The 24,403-nt window shown below is 45.0% G+C and carries 14 protein-coding genes and 1 tRNA gene; 8 read left to right on the forward strand and 7 right to left on the reverse strand.

The window, feature by feature from the left end; all coding sequences use genetic code 11:
• Positions 1-16: 16 nt before the first annotated feature.
• Positions 17-89: transfer RNA gene (locus BUC01_RS14195), tRNA-Lys, on the reverse strand.
• A 145-nt stretch (positions 90-234) separates the two neighbouring features.
• On the opposite strand from BUC01_RS14195, the gene ettA reads away from it, so the two are divergent.
• The 4 genes from ettA to BUC01_RS14215 all read left to right on the forward strand — a co-directional run bounded on the left by ettA (position 235) and on the right by BUC01_RS14215 (position 8,947).
• Positions 235-1,932, forward strand: a complete 1,698-nt coding sequence (gene ettA, locus BUC01_RS14200) for an energy-dependent translational throttle protein EttA (RefSeq protein WP_025832011.1) — start codon at positions 235-237, stop codon at positions 1,930-1,932.
• 237 nt (positions 1,933-2,169) lie between these two features.
• Positions 2,170-4,917 carry a TonB-dependent receptor gene (locus BUC01_RS14205; protein ID WP_073314021.1) on the forward strand — a complete coding sequence of 916 codons (2,748 nt, stop codon included), beginning with the start codon at positions 2,170-2,172 and terminating at the stop codon, positions 4,915-4,917.
• A gap of 12 nt (positions 4,918-4,929) precedes the next feature.
• Positions 4,930-7,548 carry a hypothetical protein gene (locus BUC01_RS14210; protein ID WP_073314023.1) on the forward strand — a complete coding sequence of 873 codons (2,619 nt, stop codon included), beginning with the start codon at positions 4,930-4,932 and terminating at the stop codon, positions 7,546-7,548.
• Between the two features lie 109 nt (positions 7,549-7,657).
• The gene (locus BUC01_RS14215; RefSeq protein ID WP_073314024.1) at positions 7,658-8,947 is read left to right on the forward strand and encodes a DNA/RNA non-specific endonuclease; all 1,290 of its coding nucleotides are present in this window, start codon (positions 7,658-7,660) and stop codon (positions 8,945-8,947) included.
• 157 nt (positions 8,948-9,104) lie between these two features.
• Here the strand turns inward: BUC01_RS14215 and BUC01_RS14220 are convergent, their stop codons facing one another.
• From BUC01_RS14220 to BUC01_RS14235, 4 genes are read right to left on the reverse strand one after another with little or no spacing between them, the layout of a single operon-like run.
• Complete coding sequence (locus BUC01_RS14220) at positions 9,105-10,217, reverse strand: endonuclease/exonuclease/phosphatase family protein (protein WP_025832013.1); 1,113 nt, start codon at positions 10,215-10,217, stop codon at positions 9,105-9,107.
• A 22-nt stretch (positions 10,218-10,239) separates the two neighbouring features.
• Positions 10,240-11,193 (reverse strand): D-2-hydroxyacid dehydrogenase, encoded by a 954-nt coding sequence (locus BUC01_RS14225; RefSeq protein WP_073314026.1) that lies wholly within the window; start codon positions 11,191-11,193, stop codon positions 10,240-10,242.
• Between the two features lie 23 nt (positions 11,194-11,216).
• A complete protein-coding gene (locus tag BUC01_RS14230; RefSeq protein WP_073314028.1) occupies positions 11,217-12,482 on the reverse strand; it encodes a replication-associated recombination protein A in 1,266 nt (421 codons plus the stop codon).
• Between the two features lie 6 nt (positions 12,483-12,488).
• Entirely contained in the window at positions 12,489-15,077 is a 2,589-nt protein-coding gene (locus BUC01_RS14235) for a DUF5686 and carboxypeptidase-like regulatory domain-containing protein (protein ID WP_025832015.1), read from the reverse strand.
• A gap of 206 nt (positions 15,078-15,283) precedes the next feature.
• On the opposite strand from BUC01_RS14235, the gene BUC01_RS14240 reads away from it, so the two are divergent.
• Entirely contained in the window at positions 15,284-16,411 is a 1,128-nt protein-coding gene (locus BUC01_RS14240; protein WP_175560884.1) for a glycosyltransferase family 1 protein, read from the forward strand.
• Here the strand turns inward: BUC01_RS14240 and BUC01_RS14245 are convergent.
• Positions 16,392-17,486 (reverse strand): UDP-N-acetyl glucosamine 2-epimerase, encoded by a 1,095-nt coding sequence (locus BUC01_RS14245; protein WP_025832017.1) that lies wholly within the window; start codon positions 17,484-17,486, stop codon positions 16,392-16,394. The two genes, BUC01_RS14240 and BUC01_RS14245, sit on opposite strands and share 20 nt — an antisense overlap.
• Before the next feature lie 144 nt (positions 17,487-17,630).
• On the opposite strand from BUC01_RS14245, the gene BUC01_RS14250 reads away from it, so the two are divergent.
• A complete protein-coding gene (locus tag BUC01_RS14250; protein WP_025832018.1) occupies positions 17,631-18,266 on the forward strand; it encodes a trimeric intracellular cation channel family protein in 636 nt (211 codons plus the stop codon).
• A 133-nt stretch (positions 18,267-18,399) separates the two neighbouring features.
• Here the strand turns inward: BUC01_RS14250 and BUC01_RS14255 are convergent, their stop codons facing one another.
• Positions 18,400-21,300, reverse strand: a complete 2,901-nt coding sequence (locus tag BUC01_RS14255) for a M16 family metallopeptidase (RefSeq protein ID WP_073314033.1) — start codon at positions 21,298-21,300, stop codon at positions 18,400-18,402.
• Between the two features lie 267 nt (positions 21,301-21,567).
• On the opposite strand from BUC01_RS14255, the gene BUC01_RS14260 reads away from it, so the two are divergent.
• A complete protein-coding gene (locus tag BUC01_RS14260; RefSeq protein ID WP_025832020.1) occupies positions 21,568-22,071 on the forward strand; it encodes an RNA polymerase sigma factor in 504 nt (167 codons plus the stop codon).
• Positions 22,072-22,619: 548 nt separating this feature from the next.
• Positions 22,620-24,395, forward strand: a complete 1,776-nt coding sequence (locus BUC01_RS14265) for a biotin/lipoyl-binding protein (protein WP_073314035.1) — start codon at positions 22,620-22,622, stop codon at positions 24,393-24,395.
• Positions 24,396-24,403 lie beyond the last annotated feature (8 nt).

Raw genomic sequence — 24,403 nt, forward strand, 5'->3', positions numbered from 1 at the left:
TTTCTTTTGTTTTCAGTGATCCGCCTGGGGCTCGAACCCAGGACCCCAACATTAAAAGTGTTGTGCTCTACCTGCTGAGCTAGCGAATCAAACCTCTGTTGCTGTTAAGCGGGTGCAAAGATAGATACATTTTTTGTAAATGCAAAAAGATTTCTCTTTTTTTGTTATCTTTGCCCAAGATTCGACTATTTGGGATGGAATATACATTATTAATATAATACACTTAAAAACTTTATGGCAACAGTTGACGATAAAAAGATTATCTTTTCTATGGTAGGGCTGAACAAGACCATTCAGCAGAACAACAAGCAGGTATTGAAGAACATCTACCTCTCGTTCTTTTATGGTGCAAAGATTGGCATCATCGGTCTGAATGGTTCGGGTAAATCCACCTTGCTGAAGATTATCGCCGGGTTGGACAAATCTTATCAGGGCGAAGTCGTGTTTTCACCGGGTTACTCAGTGGGCTATCTGGCTCAGGAACCTTATCTTGATCCTGCGAAGACCGTAAAAGAGATCGTAATGGAAGGCGTACAGCCCATTGTGGACGCACTCAACGAGTATGAGGAAATCAACCAGAAGTTCGGTTTGCCCGAATACTATGAAGATTCCGATAAGATGGATAAACTCTTTGCCCGTCAGGGAGAACTTCAGGACATTATTGACGCAACCGATGCCTGGAACCTCGACAGTAAATTGGAGCGTGCAATGGATGCTCTTCGTTGTCCGCCCGAAGATCAGCTTGTGGAACATCTTTCGGGAGGTGAACGCCGCCGTGTGGCTCTTTGCCGCTTGCTGTTGCAGAAACCCGACGTACTGTTGCTGGACGAACCTACCAACCACCTCGATGCAGAGTCCATCGACTGGCTGGAACAGCATTTGCAGCAATATGAGGGTACAGTAATCGCCGTAACCCACGACCGATACTTCCTTGATCATGTGGCAGGTTGGATTCTCGAACTTGACCGTGGCGAAGGTATTCCCTGGAAAGGCAACTATTCCAGCTGGTTGGAACAGAAGACCAAGCGCATGGAAATGGAAGAGAAAACAGCCAGCAAACGTCGCAAAACTCTGGAACGTGAGTTGGAGTGGGTTCGTATGGCTCCCAAAGCTCGCCAGGCAAAGGGTAAGGCACGTCTGAACTCTTACGATAAGTTGATGAACGAAGACATCAAGGAGAAAGAAGAGAAATTGGAAATCTTCATCCCCAATGGTCCGCGCCTCGGTAATAAGGTTATTGAAGCCAAGCATGTGGCGAAAGCCTATGGTGACAAACTTCTGTTTGATGATCTCAACTTCATGCTTCCGCCAAACGGCATTGTTGGTGTTATCGGTCCTAATGGTGCCGGTAAAACTACACTGTTCCGCTTGATTATGGGTCTGGAAACTGTAGATAAAGGCGAGTTCGAAGTAGGGGAGACTGTAAAAGTGGCTTATGTAGACCAGCAGCATAGTGACATTGATCCGAACAAGAGTGTTTATCAGGTAATCTCCGGTGGTACGGAGCTGATTCGTATGGGCGGTCGCGATATTAATGCCCGTGCTTATCTTTCGCGTTTCAATTTCTCTGGTGGCGATCAGGAAAAACTCTGCGGTGTGCTTTCCGGTGGTGAACGCAACCGTCTGCACCTTGCTATGGCATTGAAGGAAGAAGGCAATGTCCTGTTATTGGATGAGCCCACCAATGATATCGACGTTAACACTCTCCGTGCTCTTGAAGAAGGTCTTGAAGATTTTGCCGGATGTGCCGTAATTATCAGCCATGACCGTTGGTTCCTCGACCGTATCTGTACGCACATCCTTGCGTTCGAAGGTGACTCTAATGTCTTCTATTTCGAAGGCTCTTATTCAGAATATGAGGAAAATAAACAGAAACGTTTAGGAAAAGAAGAACCTACCCGCGTACGTTATAGAAAGCTGATGAATGACTGATAACAGTGAGAATCTGATAGCATAAATTATATTTTGATGACAAATAGAAAGCCCTGCAAAAAACTTGTAGGGCTTTTTTGTTATAAAAAGTTTCAATAACTCCTACTTACTCTGAAATTTTGTAGCAGAAATGTAATACAAATCTAAATCTTATTAATTATATTTGCGTCTTAAAACAGTATTTAATACTTAATTAACATTCGTAATTAACACATTTAATTAACAAAAAGCAGAATTATGAAAAAACATCTAATTCATTTCCTGTTGGTGGCTGTGCTGTCTGTATTCAGTGCTGCGGCATTTGCCCAGACTACAGTGAGGGGGCAGCTTGTTGACGCTGAGACAGGCGAACCGTTAGTGGGCGCTGCCATTATGGTGGAAGGCACTTCACAAGGTACTGTGACCGACATTGATGGTTATTTTAAGCAAGATGTTGCTCAGGGTGGAACCTTGGTGTTCAAGTATGTGGGTTTCAAAGACCTCAAGAAGAAAATAACGCAGAAGGGCGCTTCTGTTGATTTGGGGGCTATTAAGATGGAACCTGATGCAGTGATGCTGAAGGACGTGGTGATTACCTCCTCTGTAGCTGTGGCTCGTAAAACTCCGGTAGCGGTATCTACTATTAATCCTGTGTCTATTGAAGATAAAATAGGTTCTCAGGAGTTACCGCAACTTTTGAAGTCTACACCGGGAGTTTATGCTTCCAATGAGGGTGGTGGTTATGGTGATTCTAACATAAAGATTCGTGGCTTTAAATCAGAATATGTAGCTATGATGATTAATGGTGTGCCTATGAATGGTATGGAGAATCAGAAGGTCTATATGAGTAACTGGGGCGGACTGGTTGATGTCGCTAGCAGCATTCAGATTCAGCGCGGACTTGGTGCCAGCAAGGTGTCTACTCCTTCGGTAGGTGGCTCACAAAATATCGTCACTAAGACCACTGATGCCAAGAAGGGTGGATTCGTGTCTTATGGTATGGGTAATGATGGTTATAATAAGGTGATGTTTGGTGTGTCTTCCGGTCTTACAAAGGATGGTTGGGCTTTTACTTTGTTAGGAGCTAGGGATACACGTGATGGTTATATTCAAGGTACAGAATCTGAGGCTTATACTTGGTTTATCAGTGTGGCAAAACGTTTCAACGATAACCATCAGCTTTCATTTACTGCTTTTGGTGCTCCCCAATGGCATAATCAGCGTAATATGGCAAACGGTTTAAATATTAAGGAATATCAACGCGTGAAACAATGGATGGGCGAGGAAAGTCCTTATCGTTACAACTCTACTTTCGGTTATCGCAACGGACAAGTGATGAATTCTTCACGTAATGCGTATCATAAACCGCAGATGTCACTCAACCACCTGTGGCAGATTGACCATAAATCAAGTCTTAGTACGGCCGCTTATATGTCTATAGGTACGGGTGCAGGCTATAGTGGTACGGGTGTGACGGGCTACAGTAGTTCTTGGTATGGTACAGCTACCGATGGTACGGTGAACACTCAGTTCCGTTGTCCTGACGGTACATTTGATTATGATGCAGTAGACAAACTCAATGCTGATAATTATAAAAATCCTGTGTCTGTGAGTGGAATGCCTAATTATAACGGTTCGTTGATGATTATGAATAAAGCTTCCAATGATCACTTTTGGGCAGGTTTGATTTCTACCTATACTACTAAGTTTGGTGATGATTTTGATTTTTATGGTGGTATTGATTATCGTTATTATAAGGGACTGCACCAAAATGTGATTACTGACCTTTTCGGTGGAAAATACTATATAGACTCTTATAACCGTAAGAACGTTTTGGCTACGAATAGTGTGAATGGTGGAAATCCTGCCTGGGTAAATCAAAAACTGGGCGTAGGTGATGTGATTCGTCGCGACTATGACGGATTTGTAATGTATGAAGGCGGTTTTGCGCAGTTGGAATATAATAAGGATGCTGTGAGTGCTTTCGTGTCGGGCGGTCTGACCAACACTAGCTATTGGCGTCATGACCGTATGTACTACAGCGGTGATAAGCAAGATTCTTCTAAGAAACACTATTTGGGTGGAAATGTGAAAGCTGGTTTGAACTATAACCTTGATGAGCATAATAACGTATTTGTCAATGCCGGTTTTATCAGTCGTGCACCTATTTTCGACAATACGTTTATCAATTCTCAAAGTTCACACGAGCGCAATGCCGATGCTAAGAATGAAAAAGTTTATTCTTTCGAATTGGGTTATGGTTACCGTAGTCATTATATCAGCGCCAATGTGAATGCTTACTACACTATCTGGAAAGATAAGGCGTTGTATGATACCGGTTCATATGATGATGAAGACGGCAATTCTCAACGTTGGACCATGAACATGACTGGTGCGCAGGCAAACCATATGGGTGTGGAGTTCGACTTTTTAGCAAAACCTTTCCGCTGGATGGAAGTTACCGGTATGTTCTCTTGGGGTGACTGGCGCTGGAATGGGACTGCTACAGGCTTTATGATGAACACTCAAGGACAGATTATTAAGAGTACGCAAGGAGGTGTTCTGACTGATATGTCACAGGCCGACCAATACAAATACCGCATTAAGATGGACGATGTACATGTGGGTGGCTCTGCACAGACCACAGCTGCTTTGGGCTTAATACTTCGTCCGATGAAAGGGTTGCGTCTTAGTGCAGACTGGAATTTTTACGCTCGTAATTATGCTGACTATGACATTGATGCAAGCGATGCTAAGCAAGATACTCCTTACGTGGTTTCTGACCCTTGGGAAATTCCTTCATGGAGTACCTTTGACGTAAGTGCTGGTTATACTTTTGATTTCGGCAAGCTTCGTGCTACGTTGAGTGGCAATGTATACAACTTGTTTAATCAGGAGTATATTGCTGATGCACGCGATGGAAGCAATCATGACTGGGAAACAGCAACGCGTGTACTCTATGGTTTTGGCCGTACTTATAGTGTAAGATTGAAGTTTAATTTCTAAGCGAACAAATTTATGAAGAAACATATATTATTAGGAACCGCATTGTCTTCGTTGCTGATGCTCGGGGCATGTGATTATAATGAGGATAATTTCCCAGGATATGATGAACTTGCAACAATTACCAATGTTCAATCAGATACCCTTGATCTTACTGCTGCTGATTATAAAAAGATAGCAGGACTGAAAGCAAACGAAGAGTTGGCTCTTTCTAAAGATCCTGAAGGAGAAACTTATGTGACTGCATTAAAGCAGTTGGAAAAAGATTGCTTTTTTACGGAAATCATTACTCCGCAGGAGTTTTTGCCTGCCTATTTGGAAGATGTTTATCCCTATGTTACAGATAACTCTAAGTTTATAATCAATTATCGCATGGCGGAAAGTCTTCCTGAATATCTTACTGCTATTGCTGCCGCAAAAGAGTTTGATTTGGGCAGTGATAATTATAAAACGGTATGGGGAGAAAACCGAGTGGTGAAATATCTAACTCCTTCCACGTTAAAAGAAATTCCTACCTTACTGAAAGAGGGTGTAAAAAGTCCCAAAGAGGGCGATGTGATGCAGGTGAACTACGCTTATTCAGAAACTGAGCCTAGCACAGGAGGTGACGATGGGGGAGATGAACCTGTAGAACCTACTTATACCCCTCTTTCTGAGGTTATGGCTCAGAAGTCAGGTAACTATACTTCTAAAGGTGAGGTTGTGGGTGCCAGTGCTACATCATTGCTCATCAGTGATGGAACAGGTATTATTCGTATCCTTCGTAATACCTTGCCTACTTTTGCAGTGGGTGATGTGGTGGAAGTGAGTGGAGAGATTGAATTCAAGCAAGAATTAACTCGCTTTAGATCGGCTTCTGTCGTGAGATTCCTGGAACGTAAGTCAAGTTTCGCATATCCTACTCCTAAAACGATTGATGCTGCTGGGTTTGCTGATTATGTAAAAGCTCCTAAGGTGGAATACGTCAGCTATGAAGGCAAACTTACGATGAGTGGTACAAATTATAACATTGTGATAGGTGATGAGACTATTCAGCCTGGGTTGACCAATACTCTTTATGTAAATCCAGATTTGATAGATAAGGATGTGGTAGTTACCGGCTATCTTACAGGTGTAAGTGGTTCATCTACCAAGTATCCCAATACTTTTGTGACCTCTGTAGTCGCTAAAGAGGCTACCAATACTGTTACTCCCGCAGGTGTGCTTCAGTATATTGATGCCGGTAATTACGAGGCAGAAGGAGTTGTTTCGGCTATCTATACTCGTGGATTTATGCTTTCCGACTGTAGTGGAAGTATCTTGGTATACAAAAATGAACTTCCTACCGAGAAGGTGGGACAAATCGTTCGCGTAAAGGGTACTACTTCTATTCGTAACGGTGTAAAGCAGTTTGGAAATAAGGATCTTCAAGTCACAGTGCTTATGGAAGAACCCACTGACATTCCTACAAAAATGGTTCCACAAGTGTTGACGGCTGCTGAGTTTGATGCTTTGGCCGTTACTCCCCGTGTGGTGTATGCTACCATCGAAGGTCAGCTTAGCATTGAGGATAGTGGTAAAGGATTTAACTATTTTAACTTGTTGGTTAGCGGAGCTTCCACCACTGTGTCTATTTCTTATGTAGATGAGAAATCGTTTGATATGTCGCTTAAGGGTAAGACTGTGAAAATTACCGGTTTCTTGCTTGATTATAATAACGGTCGTGTGGCCATGATGTACTCGAAAGTGGAGGAAGCTGCTGCTACTGCCACCGTTCGTGCTATAACCCGCGCATCTGATGTAGAACCAAACGCTTCTGCTCTCTATCGGTATAATGGTTCAGTTTGGACTGTTTACAATGAGGAAGGTGGTGCGGAGATTGTAGTAATGCAACCCTCTGATTATGTTTCTCTAGGTTCTTCTTCATTAAGCAAGCCTGATGAAGTACTTCCTGTATACTTGAAAAATTCGTTCCCCTACGCACAGGTAGGAAACATCAGGACAGTGACTTATCGTTATAATACATCAGTGGCTGCCGATGAATATACATACGATGGTACTGCTTGGGTGAAAACAGTAAACTCTGTGCCTGGTACTATTGTATTTATGATGGCAAACGGTAAGTGGATTGAAGCAGTGGAATATTATTTCAATGACTTTGACGGATTGCTTCATGGAGGTGCTCATATTGTGGATGTAGATATTCCAGAATCTTTGAAAGAGAAAAAAGTATGGCGCGCTACTGATGGTTTCAATACAATCCTGGGTTCAAGTCATGATGGTAGCAAGGCATGTAAGGCGGAATCTTGGCTCATTACTGGAGAGGTTGACTTGAGTAAAGCGGTTTCTCCTAAGATTATGGTGACTGCAAAATGCAAATATCTCCCCTCTGGTAAGGTGATGACCGATTTTGTTAATGTGTATATTTCAGCTGTTTATAAGGAAGGTGATGAAATTATCAAAGAGGATAAAGATGTGAAGGATTGGGTGAAACTGGAGTTCCCCAAATGGCCGGTTAATGACACTTATGTGGATATGGAGACTATGGTGCCAGCTGGGCTTATTGGAAAGAAAGTATATATAGGTTTCCAATATGTAGGCGATGATGGTGGAGTTCCCAATATTCAGATGAAGAATTTCGTAGTGAAGGAATAGTTTTGGATAAATTCTGAGATTATATATTAGGCAATGTGGTAATGAACTTCAATGCTCATTACCACATTTGCATCTTATCCATTTCATTAATTTAAAAAGAAAAACAAAGATGAAACAACTATCTTACTTATTTCTTTTGCTGGCAGGTTTTTGGCTGGCAGCTTGTGATGATTCTTCAGATGCTTCGCTCATTCCCGAAATAATACCTACTGAGCAAGGTTCTGACACTTACGTGATGAAGGGCTATGAGCCGACTGGCAATGGTTTCAACGTTTATAAACCTAAGGCAATCGGTGCTCCTTTTTATATCAAGTCCCAGTCTTTTACCGGTCGTAACTACGCGTTTGCTCCTGTTAGTGGCGAGTCGCTCGAAGGGCTTACCTCCGTTCCATCTGCCAATGCTTTTAGCGAAAAAGTTGAGGTTAAACCTGCCACTTGTTATTGGGTACGTTTCAACCGTTACAATCATTATCAGATGGGTAAGCTTCGCGTGGCCTACATTAAGGGTAACGAAGTGGGTATAGAGTATGTGGCTTCTGATGACGTGGATGTGGACAATACTAATCCTGTCAACAGCAATAAAGCCGACAATCTCGAAATTCCCGCTCTCAATGCTACCAATCAGTATATCGAGTACTATGCTGGCATGTCTGATGAGGAGGGTGCCGAGCAGGTGCTAAATTTCTCTTTGGAATATATTGCTTCAAAAAAGCATTCGGCTTGGGTAGCATTTAGCTTTGACCCTGTCACTTCACAAGACAATATCAAACGTACCAACGAATGGAATCAAGACGATCCTAATATTGACAACAGCGTGGAGGTGACCGAATCAATGCACAAAAGTGACGGCTATGACAAGGGACATATTTGTGCCAGTGAGGACCGCGTGTACAGCGTGAGTGCCAATAAGCAGACGTTCTATTATAGTAACATTTCACCGCAGATAGGAAGTTTCAATCAGAAATATTGGGCGGCTCTTGAGAAACAGGTGCAGACTTGGGGACGTTCTACCATCAATGGGACGTATGATAAACTTTATGTGGTGAAAGGGGGGACTACCAATCGTTTGCTTACCAACTTCACAGGTGTGAAGAAAGCAAACGATGGACTTTATCCTACCACTAATGCTGCCGGACTGACTCCCGGTGGTCTTATTTGCCCCAGTTATTATTATATGGCTCTGTTAAGTGAGAAGGCAGGTGTTTATCATGCCATCGCCTTTTTGGTACCTCATTCGGAGCTGTTGCCTGAGAAACCGGATAAAGATGAGTTTATGGCTTATGCTGTTTCTATAGAGAATTTGGAGTATGAAACTGGCATTGACTTCTTCTGTAATCTACCCAATGAAGTAGAGAAAAAAGTAGAGGCTGTTTATAGTGAAGAAGACTGGGCTTGGTAAGAAGGCTTATTCGATTTTATAATATCTGAAAAAAGAGAGAGAATGCAATGGTTGTTTAAACTATGCATTCTTTCTCTTTTTTATAGCTGTCTGATAAGATTCGGTATGAGTAAAAATGTATGCCCAACTTCAGGTAAATCTTTAGATGACTGCTTTTTTATTTCTTTATTTTCATCTCCATCAGCACCGGATTATGGTCGCTGCACAGGTCCAAGTTGGGCGAATAGTAGCGGTATCCCTGAATGCTGGAAGAATGGAAGACATAATCGATACGTAGCAAGCGTTTAAAGTAGCGGTAAGTATACATATAGCCGCGACCGCAAGTCTTGAAGCCATCTTTGAGGATGTCGCTCAGTTCGGTATAAGTGTAGGATGAAGGCAGGGAATTGAAGTCCCCACAGGCCACTACGGGGTATGGGCTTGCAAGGGCAAGCTGGCGGATGCTGTCTGTTTGCTCGGCGCGTTTCACGAAATTATCGTGCAGGGAGGTGATGGCACCTTGCACAACTTCCGCTTCACGACGTGTGTCACTGGTGCTGGCAAGTCCACGTTCCCATTTACGGCGGTTTTGGCTGACGCTCGTAGTCTGTAAGTGGTTGTTAAGCAAGCGGACGGTGTCTCGTCCCAGAACGATGTCGCATTGCATACTACAGTTGGCGCTTTGGGCATAGGAAATGAATTGCGGATTGATAAGCGGATAGCGGCTGAACACGGCAATGGGGAGTACTCCACGGATGGAATCTTCGGTGGGTATTATGGCGTAACGCCAGTGTGAAAACACTTTGCGGATGCTGTCCATCGGAAAGTACTTGTTATCGCCGCACTCTTGGAAACAGAGGACATCGACTTTCTGTTCTTTCATATAGTTAGCTATTTCTTTGCAGGAATAACCGGTGATTTCACCACCGAAATTACCAACATTGTAAGTGGCTATTTTCAGGTAACCGTCGGCATAGTTGCTGCTGTAATGGCCTTCGGGAATCTGTCTGGTAAAGCTGTACTGAAAGATGGCAAGGATATAACTGTAGTTGAAGATTAAAGCTGCAAGGGGAACAAAAATCCAACGCCTGCGGGCAAAGGCCCAACAGATGGCAATTAACAGGTTGCATAGCAATAATGCGGGAAGTGCTAACCCAAGCACGGGCATATACCTTGAGTTGGCAGGGTCGAAGTTGCCTGAAAAAGCGGCAATCATTGTAATGAGAGCCAGGGCGATGGTTAGGAGGACCGGAATGCTGCGGAAGAGGCTTTGGATTTCTGATTTTCCCATGATGATAAAGTTACGAGCTAATTTATTTCACTACGTTTACCGGTTTCCCGTCAATATATGCTTTTAAGTTACTAACTGTGATATGTATCAGTCTTTGACGCGCTTCGAAGTTGGCCCAGGCTATGTGTGGGGTGATGAAGCAGTTCCGGGCGGTCAGCAGTGGATTGTCGGAGCGGGGCGGTTCTTCGGAGAGGACATCCAGTCCGGCAGCATAGATTTTTCCGGTGTTAAGGGCATCGGCAAGGTCTTGCTCGTTGACGAGAGGTCCGCGTCCGGTGTTGATGAGGATGGAGGTGGGTTTCATCAGTGAGAGGCGGTTGGCGTTTACCAGATTGCGGGTGCTGTCCGTCAGGGGGCAGTGCAAACTGATGATGTCACACTCGTGGAATACCTGGTCGAGGTCTGCTTTCCTGATTTCCGGTGGGAGTTGCAGACGCGATTTGGAGGTTACGGCCCAGACTTTCATGCCGAAACCGATAGCTATACGGGCGGTATTGTATCCGGTCTGTCCCAATCCGACGATACCGATTTTTTTTCCGAGCAGTTCGATGAGCGGGGTGTCGTAGAAGCAGAAGTCTGAACTTTTGCTCCAGTCTCCCTGAGTGACTTTCTCGGAGTAGTGGCGTACTTGTTGGGTGATGTTCAGGATATGGGCGAAAACCATTTGTCCGACGGAAGGAGTACTGTATGCGGGGATATTAGTCACGATGATGCCCCGCTCGCGGGCGGCGGCGATGTCAACTACATTGTAACCTGTGGCTAACACACCGATATATTTCAGATCGGGCAGGGCGGCTATCGTTTCGCTGTTGAGCACTACCTTATTGGTAAGGAGTACTTCGGCACCAGCGGCACGTTCAAGAACTTCGTCGGGAGCGGTGCGCTCGTAGATTGTGCACTTGCCTAACTCTTGCAATTTATCCCAGTTCAGATCGCCGGGATTGGCTGTGTAACCGTCTAATACAACAATGTTCATAATTAATATTTAATGATTAAAAATTATTTTCTTTCTCCCCACAGTGCCTTCATTCTTTCGGCATGTTTCTGTTCTGCAGCATTCTCCTGCGGTTCCCACAGACGACGATCTTTCAGTTCATCGGGTAGAAACTGCTGTTTGACAAAGTGGCCGGGATAATCGTGTGCATACTTATAATTATCGCCGTAACCTAACTGTTTCATCAGTTTGGTAGGGGCATTGCGCAGGTGGAGGGGGACGGGCAGGTTTCCGGTTTGCCGCACAAGTTCCAGAGCATTATTGATAGCCATATAAGCAGAATTGCTCTTGGGACTTGTGGCGAGGTAGACGGTGGCTTCTGCCAAAGGGATACGTCCTTCGGGCCAGCCCACTTTCATTACGGCATCGAAACAAGCGTTGGCGATGAGCAAGGCATTCGGGTTTGCCAGTCCGATGTCTTCCGAAGCGGAGATGACAAGGCGGCGGGCGATGAAGGCAGGATCTTCTCCGGCTTCCACCATGCGGGCAAGCCAGTAGATAGCGCCGTCCGGATCGCTACCACGGATGGACTTGATAAAGGCAGAGATGATGTCGTAGTGCATTTCTCCATCTTTATCATAGGCGAGGGGATTTTGTTGCAGACGCTCGGTGACGGTTTCATCAGTAATGACAACGGGGTCATTGGCTTCGGAAGAAACTACGAGATCCAGTATGTTGAGTAACTTACGCGCATCTCCACCACTGTAGCGGAGCATGGCTGTGGTCTCCTTCAGTTCAATTCTACGTTCCTTCAGGATGTGGTCGGTGGTGATGGCGCGTTGCAGCAATTCCATGAGGTCTTCTTTTTCAAGAGACTTCAAGACATAGAGTTGGCAACGGGACAATAACGGGCGGATGACTTCGAACGAAGGATTCTCGGTAGTAGCGCCTATCAGCGTCACCGTTCCCTGTTCCACAGCACCAAGCAGCGAGTCTTGTTGTGACTTGCTGAAGCGGTGGATTTCATCAATGAACAGGATAGGGCTGCCTTGTGAGAAGAAACGGTTACTCTTGGCACGCTCTATCACTTCGCGCACATCCTTCACGCCGCTGGTCACAGCGCTCAACGTGTAGAACGGAGTTTCCAGTTTATTGGCGATAATCTGCGCTAAAGTAGTCTTGCCTACTCCCGGAGGACCCCACAGGATGAATGAAGAAATACGTCCTGCGTCAATCATTTTGCGCAACACAGCACTCGGTCCCACTAAATGTTTCTGACCGATATACTCGTCTAATGTCTTAGGGCGAAGCCTTTCTGCTAATGGGGTCATGTGAATTTAAAATATCATTAATATCATGAAACGGATACCACCTTTCTTTACTCCCGGAATATCGGTGTAGGTGAGGCGGCGGACATATTCGATGTGCAACAACTTGAAGATGTTGTAAATGCCTACACTGGCTTCCAGGTAAGGAGTACTACCCATTACGTGACTGGTGGGCACACCGTCGCGCATCGGGAAGAGGAACAGTTCATCGTTGTGGCTCTTATACGGATTGTTCTTGTCGGTAAGTGTGCCGTACATACCGCGGATGCGGAACGTTTCACGCCATTTCAGCTTTTTCAGAAGCGGGATGCGATTGAAAAGCTTTCCGTTCATGTCATACGTCAGGGCAAGCGAGGCGTAACGGTCGTTCAGGAACTCCATGTTGTTGATAAGGCTGAATGACTCGTTGTGCTGGGTGATGTATGACAGGTTCGCCATAGGCAGGTTCAGCAAGGGGAACGGTACGGTGTTCCACTGCGCACCGGCACGGGCGGTGATGTCCAGTTTACCCCATGAGCCGAACCAGAAGCGTTTGCGGATGCTGGCTTCGGTGAGGTTGAAGTTATATTCGCCGCCCAGCACACCTTTCAGACCGATGGTGTGGGAGAGGGAGAATATCGGAGCATCCAACGATACGGGCACACGGCGTTGCTTGGTGTTTACGTACGTTTCACCGGGGGCGTAACGCAGGGTGACACCCAGCTCGGTGGTGGTGATGTCCTTGATGAAAGTATTTGTATCATCCCATGAACCGGCAATATTACCGTCATTTTTCCAATATTGCAGTACACCTCCGGCAGGTTCGTCATTGCGGTGGCGGGCCATGGCTTTGATGGAGAAACCGGCATTGGTTTCCAGTTCATAGGTCAGGGTAGCATCGCGCATATACGACATTTGGTCTACTTTGGTCCACTTCCAGCCGACGAACATATTATCCTTGTCGGTAGAGAGATACTTGTCCATAGGAGACATGACGTCGTAGCTGTAATCGAAGGCAATATAGTGTTTGGGGAATTCCCACAACACATATTCACGTTTGTTGAATGAGTAGGCGGCCTGTCCTTTGTAGAACCATTTCTTGTCCTTTGTACCGTAAGCGCCGTAACCGCTGAAGCTCCAGTGAGGGTCGAGGTTACCGGTGGTCATACCGCTGAGACGGAAACGGGTACCGTTCACAAAGTTGCTTGTGATGGTGGTATTGATGGGACCGAAGTCAAACTTACTTGGATGCTTTTTGGTTCCGGTCTCCACGAAGTTCTCAATCAGGGCTTTTGCGCCGAAAATGACGTATTTGAAGCCGGGAATCTGTTCGATGCGGTTCATGAACACATCCATGTTGCTCTCTTTCTTGGTGAGGGGAACCTGGCGGACTTGCGCCCAGTATTCATCGCTCTTGTTGAGCATGTTGGCTTCTTTGATAACGTTTCCTTTCAGGCGGAAAAGCCGTTGCTCTATCTCATCGAACTTGTAATCACTGTATTTTGTGGTACGTTGCACTTCAAGACCTTGCAAGCCTTTTACGAATTGCAGTTCCACGGTCATATCGTCGTCGGTCAGTACCCAGTTGCCGTCCGGCATCTGTTCGAATTGCTGCACGATGTCGAGGTTGTCTACGAAGTTGACCCCTGTCTTCTTGGGCAGGTTCATGGTACACTTCTTTACGGCGTAGGTGGAATCCTTCACTACGTAGAGGTGTCCCGTGAAACCGAAGTCCTGCGAATTTTGCGGGACGAAAGTGAGGTGTACACATTCCTGGCGGTCTACCATGATGGTATCCATGAGGTAGTATTTGTAGAAACTGATGGCACCGCGTCCAATGGGGCTGACGAAACGGCGTTGTAACAGGCGGATGTCGTCATCGTAGATGTTGACGTCGGAGAAGACATCGGTGAGGATGGTTCCCAGCATGTCGCCGGTATTGAAAAATTCTTCGATACCGCTGGAGTTCATACCTTCGATGATAGTCTTCTCGCTCTTGGGACTCTTGCGATAGATGGTGCGGGAGGCCGTCTCCTTGATGGAGATGGGGAGAATCATCTTGTTGGTCTTGGGAGATACTTCCACCTGGTCTTTGAAGAATGAGAATTTCTTGTAGATGCCTTTCTCCATCTTTTCAGGAGTGACGTCGTTCATGGACATCTTCATCTTCTCATACTTCTTATACTCGTAGTAATCATTGGTTTCCAGCTTCAGTTGCTTCTTGTTTTCAATGACTTTCTTCATGAACTCCACGGCAGGGTTGTTCTTGCGGGAGTATTTCTCTTTCTGTGGTTTCACCACTACTTCCGAGAGCATGACGTCGGCAGGCGCCATTTTCACGTTCAGCACTTTGGTGGTGGGTTGCAACCTGACCTTTTTGGTCACATATCCTATGGCCGAGAATGTAAGCTCATTCCAGCCTTTGCGGGTTTCTACTACGTATTCTCCCTCGGCATTGGTGATGGCACCCACGCCTTTCCCTTCGTATTGAACGGTGATGTACATTAACGGTTCGTTGGTCAGGGAGTCCGTAACGACGCCTTTTATCTGTGCGGATGCGCTGTGCGCGACGAGTAATGACAACAGAAAAAGGATAAAAGTTATATATCGTTGTTTCATATTTAAGTCAGTATGAGGCTGCAAAGGTAGCAAATTACAGCTAAATAAGAAGTAAATATACTCTAAAGAAATAAGAGGAATGTTTATTGCACTTTTCTTTTACCTTGATTCAATGGTTATTGTTTATGTAATGATTGCAGATAGATGCTCATTAGGATTCTTTGTATTTTGTATTATCTTTGCAGGAATGAATTAAATAAAGTCATGTGATGAAGCTTCATGTCGTTAGTTTTCAAGTTCCTTTTCCGCCGGATTACGGTGGGCTGATAGATGTGTATTATAAATTGAAAGCGTTGAAAAAGGCTGGATGTTCAATCGTTTTGCATACCTATAGATATGGGGTAGAGGAACAACCGGCTTTGTATGAAGTTGCTGATTCTGTGTATTATTATGAACGTTATACAGGGTGGCGTTCTATGTTTACTATTTTGCCTTATATTGTATATAGCCGAAGGGATGAGCTACTGTTGAAGCGTTTGTGTGCGGATGATTATCCTATTTTGTTTGAAGGATTGCATACTTGCTATTTTCTTCCGAACCAGCTTTTGAGGAACAGGCAGAAATGGGTACGGATGCATAATGTGGAGCATGAGTATTATCGTTTTTTGGGAAAATCAACTGTTTCTTGGTGGAAGAAATGCTACTATTATTTAGAGGCTTGGAGATTACGACAGTATGAGAGGGTGCTATTGCATGCCGATAAAATATTTGCAATCACAAACACAGATGCGGCATACTTTATTCGGAAGTATCCTCCGGTACTGACTTATTGTTTACCTTGTTTCTTCGACGATGCAGGATTGAAAGAAAATAATATTGAAAAATTAGATAAAGGGGGGTACATATTATATCATGGAAATCTTTCTGTTCTTGAGAATGTTCGGGTAGTCGATTATATTTTGGATAATCTGGTGGTTGGATTGGAGGCTGGCGTGCAAGTTCTTATTGCAGGGAAAAATCCTGATAAAAATATGCAAGAGAAGATTGCACGTATTCAGGGGGTGTCCCTTGTGGCAAATCCTTCACAGGAGGAAATGGAAACTTTGATAGCGTCCGCTCGTATCAATTTATTATTTACTTTTCAGAATACAGGGATTAAATTGAAATTGATTTATTCCTTAATGAAAGGGCGTGGACATTGTCTTGTAAACTCTATGATGATTCCGGATCGGAGATTTGCAGAATTATGTGTGATTGTTGATACGAAAGAAGCGCAAATAGCTGCCATTCGCGAATTATATGACAAACCCCTCTTGCCTGAAGCGTTGCAATGGCGGCAACAGGCTTTGAGGGGAATGGGATATAGTAATCAGGTTACTTCGATTCTCCGTTAATCAAAGTCTGCACAATACGTTCCGCCGTCCGTCCGTCCCAACGGTCGGGCAGGGTGGTATGTTTCCATTCGCCGTGCATCAACTTTTCCAGCATAGAGGCAAAGGCAACGGGGTCTTCGTTCACCAGTTCGTTGGTACCTGTACGCCAGGTTTCGGGGTGTTCGGCATACGAGTTGAGCGTGATGCAAGGCACATCGAGGAAAGTGGCTTCTTCAGCTATATTTCCGGAGTCGGTGATAATGCCTTTGGCGTTGTTGATGAGAAAGCCGAAGTGGAGATAACTTTGCGGTGGAAGAATGTGCAGGTTAGGCGCATTGATTTCCAGTGCCTTGATAGCTTTCTGCACGTAGGGATGCAGAGGGGCGATGATGGGCATACCTTCGGATTTCTCTATCAAGGTTTGCATCAGCGCATTGAGCACTTGCTTCTTTGTCAACAAGTCGTGGCGGTTGAGGGTCAGCAACAGGTAACCGCGCTTTTCCAACCCCATCGTGGAGAACCATACGGGTTGCAACAGGCGGTGACGGTTGTAGCGGACGGTATCTATCAATATATTGCCTACATAATGGATGTATTCGGGAATCATACCTTCCTGATTCAGGTTGCGGTTGGCAACCATGCCTGCTGTGAACAGATAATCGGAGATGGCGTCTACGATGGTGCGGTTCACTTCCCGGGGCATATTCATATCGAAGGAACGGGTACCGGCTATGAGATGGGCCACTTTCAAGCCACGTTTCTTGGCGACGATGGAACAGCTCATGGTGGCGGTGAGGTCGTCTACTACAAGGACCACCTGCGCTGGATGATTGTTCAGTTCCTTCTCGAAAGCGAGCATGATGGCGGCTGCCACTTCAGAGTGATCGTGGCCGCTGATGCCCAGGTAACCGTCGGGTTGCTTCATGTCCAGGTCGGAGAATAGGGAAGCGTCCAGGCTGGTGTCATCCTGACGTCCGGTGTAGACCAGGCGGTAAGAGATTCGCTTTCCTGCTTCCTGTGCGGCTTTGATGGCACGGGTGATAGGCGCTATTTTCATGAAGTTGGGGCGTGCTCCCGCCACAATTGTTATTTTCATCTTTGCTGTTTTTTTTAATTTCCAAGAGACAAATGTACGTTTTCTTAGGGAAATTATTCGTTACTTTGCCGATAATTTTGAGTGCTTCTTGAAAATAGCGATATTTTAATTATTCATTCTTTAATTTTAAATTTCAGTATGACGATGCCAACATTTGTTCAAATACTCGATTTTATAGGTACGTTCGCGTTTGCTATCAGTGGTATCCGCCTGGCGTCGGCAAAGCGTTTCGACTGGTTTGGGGCGTATGTGGTGGGATTCGTAACAGCCATCGGAGGCGGTACGATACGCGATGTACTGCTGGGGGTGACACCGGGGTGGATGACTGATCCTATCTATCTGATATGTACGGGACTGGCTTTGCTTTGGGTGATTCTTTTCGGTAAACATCTTATTCATTTGCATAATACATTCTTTATATTCGATAGCGTCGGTCTGGCACTGTTTACGGTGGTTGGTGTGGGAAAGAGTATAGCGTTGGGATATCCGTTTTGGGTAGCCATCATTATGGGTAGCATTACGGGTGCTGCGGGCGGTGTGATCCGTGATGTGTTTATCAATGAGATTCCGCTGATTTTCAGAAAAGAGATTTATGCGATGGCGTGCGTGGTAGGCGGTACGGCTTACTGGTTGTGTCATGCATTGGGGATGCAGTCTTACGGTTGTCAGGTGGTAGGTGGTGTGTCGGTGTTTGTGACGCGCATTCTGGCGGTGAAATATAATATATGTCTGCCTATTCTTTCGGGAAGCGGAGAGGAGGACAGTTCAATTAAAAATTAAAGAATTAAAAATCAAAGAATGGAGGGAGCGGCCGCTTTCAGTGCCTTTGCGCCTGCTGTCTTCGCGCACCTTTACATCCTTTGATTTTTAATTCTTTAATTTGTTTTGATTTCAGCGGCCTTTGCCGCTAAAGTCAGAACATTGCGTCTTTCGTGTTGAACAGTTTTCTTTCGTTCAATTTCACTACTTTGCCATATTTCTCAAGTTTCTTCAGATCAATATCTTTCGGGTTACCCATGATACCGATGCAGTAGGGTTTGCCTTTGACATGTTCTTCGTAATACTTCACGATATCATCGAAAGTCAAAGCATCAACTTTAGGCAGATTCTGCTTGGTGGGGTCATCGTTGTAACCTACACGTTGCAGTGATCTCATATATTCGGCTTTGTTGCGGAAAGAAGGATGAGTGGTTAGCATTTCCTGGCGCATATAACTCTTGATGTTATCTATACGGTCAGCATTTTTCGGCATGTTTGTAATCAGACCCATGAATACATCCAGTGCATCGTTGGCCTTGTCATTCTGCGTACCGATATTACCGAAGAGGTAAGTAGGGTTACCCGGCAATGTCGGTGTACCGATGTATGCACCGGCCGAATAAGCCATAGAACGTTTACCACGGATTTCGTCAAGTACCAGACCATTGAAACCGCCGGAGAAATATTGGTTGAATGCGTCACGAATCACGTCATCTTTCGTATCATACTTTTCCATTGGCATATAGAAGTAGATCTGTGCCTGTTCTGCCTCAGAGTTCGGCAGGAAGTAAACAGTGTTTTCCGTTACGGTAGCCATAGGCTTGTCTTGCGGTGAGGCAGACGGCTTTTCGTTGGCAACTAGCGGCAGGTTTTTACTGAGGATATCATAAGCATTGTTGAAAGGCATTGTTCCGCAATAGAAGATTTCAGCTTCATAATTGGCAGCACGGTTGATGTCGCCTGTCAGTTCGGAAATCTGCAATTCATAAACCTCCTTGTCGGTTAACTCGTCGATGTAGGCTGATTTATTCTGGTAAATCATGTATTGCATAAGTGCGCTAGACAAAGCGTTTACATTTTCTTTGCGTTGCTGGCGGCTACCTAACATAGAACCTTTGATACGGCTCAACTGTTTGTCATCCAGTTTCGGCATCAGGATCTGACGGGCAAGAAGTTGGCAAGCCTGCGGCAAAGTTTCTTCATACCCTTCCATTGTAATATAAAGGTAGTTGCTGTTGGCACTGACTTCGCAGGTTGCGTTCAGCTTACCGAGTTCTTCTTTCAACTGTTGTGGTTCGTATGCTCCCATGATACCGGCATTGTTCATCAGGTCTGCCGCAATACCCAGTTTGCGGAATTCACGTTCGCCGACGCCGTAGCGCAGGGTCAAGCTGAATACGTTGTTTTCCGGGTTTTGTGTGTAGTACATCTTAGAACGGTCGTTCAACTTCTTGCTTTGTACGTCGCTGAAGTTGATGAATTTTTCATCTACCTGTCCGATAGGCATGTTTTTGAATTGTGTGGCATACAATGATTGTTTGCCGACAGGAGGTTCGATGGGTTTATATCCCGGCTTTTTGATTTTAGCACTCTTGTCCAGCTTGCCTTTTTCAATGTAGATGGCAAGGTAATCGTTGGTAAGATATTGTTTGGCAACACGTTTAATGTCATCTGTAGTGATAGCCATCACCTCATCCTTGTAGTTGAGTACCTGTCCCAGGTCTTCTTCATTGATGAAAGCATTCATCAGCATGTGTGCCTTGTATGTGTTAGACTCCATGCTGCGGTCGAAATCACGGCACATATTGTTTTTGATAGAGTTGATCTGCCACTCTTCAAATTCACCGTTTGCCACTTTCTCAATAGCTTTCAATGCTTTCTTTTCAGCACTTTTGTTTGATTCGAAGCGGCGTTGGTTTTCATCGTAAAGAGGAACGCAGCGTACGATGTTACGGCCTTGTTCGCGACGACTGTCGGAATAGGCGAAACCCTGAGTCAGTTCACCGTCGATGGTCAGTTTGTCCAGTGTACCAGTATTGCTATTATTACTCAGCAAAGACATGGCGATGTCCAAAGGCTTTTCATCGGGATGTCCGGCAGGTACGCCTTTGTATACGAGGCATACATTGGGATAATAACCGACCTTGGCGTTATATTGCTTACGGCCTTTGATTTCCAGGTCGGGATAAGTCTTGCGTTCGGGAGTGGCTTTGGCTTTCAAGCGTCCGAATGTAGCATTGATACGGCCACTGATTTGTTTGGCATCAACATTACCTACAAGGATGAGCACCATGTTTTCGGGAGTGTACCAGTCGTTGTAGTAGTCGATAAGCTTGCTCAGACGCGGGTTCTTCAAGTGTTCGGGCAGACCGATGATGGGGCGTGCGTAGGGGTGCCCTTCGTATGCCTTGCTTGAGATGAACTCTTGTTGTACGCTGCTCGGATTGTCTTGATACATATTATATTCCTCATATACACTTTCCAACTCTGTCTGGAAGGTACGGAATATCGGGTTAATCATACGTTGTGAGTAGATTTCCAGCCATTTGTTGATCTGGTAGGGAGGGAATGAATTGTGATAGTAAGTCACGTCAAAGCTGGTTCCGGCGTTCAGTCCTTTGCCACCCATGCTTTCTATCAGGTTCATGAATTCGGTAGAAACACTCACTTTTGCGGCTTCTATGGTCAGCTCGTTGATTTCTTTTGCGATAGCCTCTTTCTTTGCGGGATCGGCTTCGTCGGCCATTTCGTCGTACTTGGCGATGATTTTCTCGTAAAGCGGTTTTTCTGTAGCCCAGTCCAGTGCACCGATCTTATCGGTACCTTTGAACATCACATGCTCCAGATAGTGCGCCAATCCGGTGTATTCTGCCGGATCATTGACCGAGCCTGTCCGGCAGGCTACGATACCGTACACATCCGATTTTGTGTTGTCTTCCCATATATATACGGAAAGGCCATTCTTCAGCTTGAATGCTTTTAACCCTTGACCGAAAGACGGCAAAGAGATAGCCACGGCAGCCAGAAGAATGAATAGTTTAAAAATTCGTCTCATAAAATTAAAGTGTTTTTTAAATAAAGTGTTTTTGCTATATGTAGGCAAAACTATAAAAAAATCACAAACACTTTACGAAATCTTCGGAAAAATATACGCTTTTTATCGAAAATAGGACCAGAAAACTCTCAATAAGGGGGTGAAAACTATCAAATGATAGTTTTTGCCCTAAAGAAAAACAAAACTCAACCCACAAAAAATTGGAAACTTCCCTATACTTGCAATCGTGAATTTAAAATATTTATTAACCATTTAAAAGAGCAAAGTATGAATACCTACAGTTTTAGGAAGGATTTGATTAGTGTGCAAGAAGAACTGCTTCGCTTTGCATATAAGTTGACAGCCGATAAAGAGGAAGCCAATGATTTATTGCAGGAAACCTCACTCAAAGCGTTGGACAACGAAGACAAGTACATGCCCGACACCAATTTCAAAGGGTGGATGTACACCATCATGCGTAATATTTTTATTAATAATTACCGCAGAATCGTTCGCGAACAGACTTTCGTGGACCAGACAGATAACCTTTATCATCTGAATTTACCGCAGAACTCCGGTTTTGCAAGCACCGAAGGAACTTATGACTTGAAAGAGATGCACCGCATCGTCAACTCTTTACCGCGTGATTATAAAGTACCTTTCTCCATGCATGTATCCGGTTTCAAGTACCGTGAAATAGCCGACCGGCTCGGATTACCTTTAGGAACTGTAAAAAGCCGCATCTTCTTCACCCGTCAGCGGCTACAACAAGAATTAAAAGACTTTGTTTGAAAACAGACGATGTAGATTGAAGATATTGAAAGATTCTAATCTTATAGCCCAGGGCAGTGCTCTGGGCATATTTTTGTGTGGGGGAATCTTAAGGTTAAGGTTGAACGGTGTAAAGGTGAGGTTGAACAACGTAAAGGTGAGGTTGAGCAACGTAAAGCTGAGGTTGGTACACTTGGTACAGATGTTCACCCCTTTCCTAAAACTCACACACACACGTGAGCGTACATAATTAATACGTGTACATTATTAATATACGTGCACATTATTAATATACGTGTGTGTGAGTTTAGGAAAGGGGTGAACCTCTGTACCAAGTGTACCAATCCGGTATGGTATTTCGGATTTGTTTTTTGTCCGGCCATTATGCCGAAAGGAACTTGTCATTTGCGCAGTTTGTAGTCTATTGTTGCAATATGATATAAAACATATCTTTTGACCTAAAGATTTCATGTGTGCATTTGACTATATGTCAGAATTAACCTTTATATTTGTACTTATTAAGTTAACCTATTAATTCATATATGTTAAACCGCTAACTACTGACTGCGATGAAAAAGGAAATTAAATTCAGTCTTGTTTACCGTGACATGTGGCAATCCTCCGGTAAATATCAACCCCGTGTAGACCAATTGGTACGTATCGCCCCATTGATTGTCGAGATGGGATGTTTCGCCCGTGTGGAAACTAATGGGGGAGCTTTTGAGCAAGTGAATCTGTTGTACGGTGAAAACCCCAACAAGGCTGTACGCGCTTTTACCCGACCTTTCAATGAAGCGGGTATACAGACGCATATGCTTGACCGTGGCTTGAATGCTTTGCGCATGTATCCAGTTCCTGCTGATGTGCGCCGTCTGATGTACCGTGTGAAACATGCCCAAGGCGTGGATATCACTCGCATTTTCTGTGGATTGAATGAAACGAGGAATATAATTCCTTCTATCAAATATGCGCTGGAGGCGGGGATGATACCGCAAGCCACGCTTTGCATCACACATTCGCCTGTGCATACAGTGGAATATTATGCCCGGGTTGCCGACCAGCTGATTGAAGCCGGAGCGCCCGAAATCTGTTTGAAGGATATGGCAGGCGTCGGTCGTCCGGGAATGTTGGGACGCCTGACGAAGACGATTAAAGAGAGGCATCCGGAAGTGATTATCCAGTATCACGGTCATAGTGGTCCGGGCTTGTCGATGGCTTCCATTCTTGAAGTTTGTGAGAATGGGGCGGATATTATTGACGTTGCCATGGAACCGATGTCCTGGGGTAAAGTACATCCGGACGTGATTTCGGTGCAAGCGATGTTGAAAGACCTGGGTTTCCAGGTGCCGGATATTAATATGAAAGCGTATATGAAAGCGCGTGCCATGACGCAGGAATTCATTGACGACTTCCTGGGTTATTTCATGGACCCGACCAATAAACATATGTCTTCTCTGTTGTTGAAGTGTGGCTTGCCGGGCGGTATGATGGGTTCCATGATGGCGGACTTGAAGGGCGTACATTCGGGAATCAACATGATATTGAGAGGGAAGAACGAGCAGGAACTCAGCCTTGATGACCTGTTGGTGATGCTGTTCGATGAGGTGGAATATGTATGGCCTAAGTTGGGTTATCCTCCGTTGGTGACGCCTTTCAGCCAGTACGTGAAGAATGTGGCGCTGATGAACCTCATGCAGTTGGTGAAAGGAGAGGAACGCTGGACGATGATAGATAATCATACCTGGGATATGATTCTGGGCAAGAGCGGGCGTCTGCCCGGCGAACTGGCTCCCGAAATTGTGGAACTGGCGAAATCAAAAGGATACGAGTTTGTGGACACAGATCCGCAGTTGAATTATCCGGATGCTCTGGATGAATTCCGGAAAGAAATGGACGAGAACGGTTGGGAGTATGGCGACGACGATGAAGAACTCTTTGAACTGGCTATGCACGACCGTCAGTATCGCGATTATAAGTCGGGTACTGCCAAGAAACGTTTCGAAGACGAACTGCAACGTGCCAAAGATGCTGCTATGGCGAAGAACGGATACTCGGAAGAGGAAATCAAGAAACTGAAACGTGCCAAGGCCGATCCGATTATTGCACCGGATAAAGGACAGGTGTTGTGGGAAGTATCTGTGGAAGGTCCTTCGGTAGCTCCGTTCATCGGTCGTAAATATCAGCATGACGAAGTGTTCTGCTATCTCTCTACCCCTTGGGGAGAATACGAGAAGTTGTTGACTGGATTTACCGGACGTGTCGTAGAAGTATGCGCCAAGCAAGGTGATACGGTGAATAAAGGCGATGTGATTGCTTATATTCAGAGAAGTGACATCTTTGCGTAAAAGAATGT

Origin of the sequence: Bacteroides stercorirosoris, assembly GCF_900142015.1 — a bacterium.
Classification (GTDB): domain Bacteria; phylum Bacteroidota; class Bacteroidia; order Bacteroidales; family Bacteroidaceae; genus Bacteroides; species Bacteroides stercorirosoris.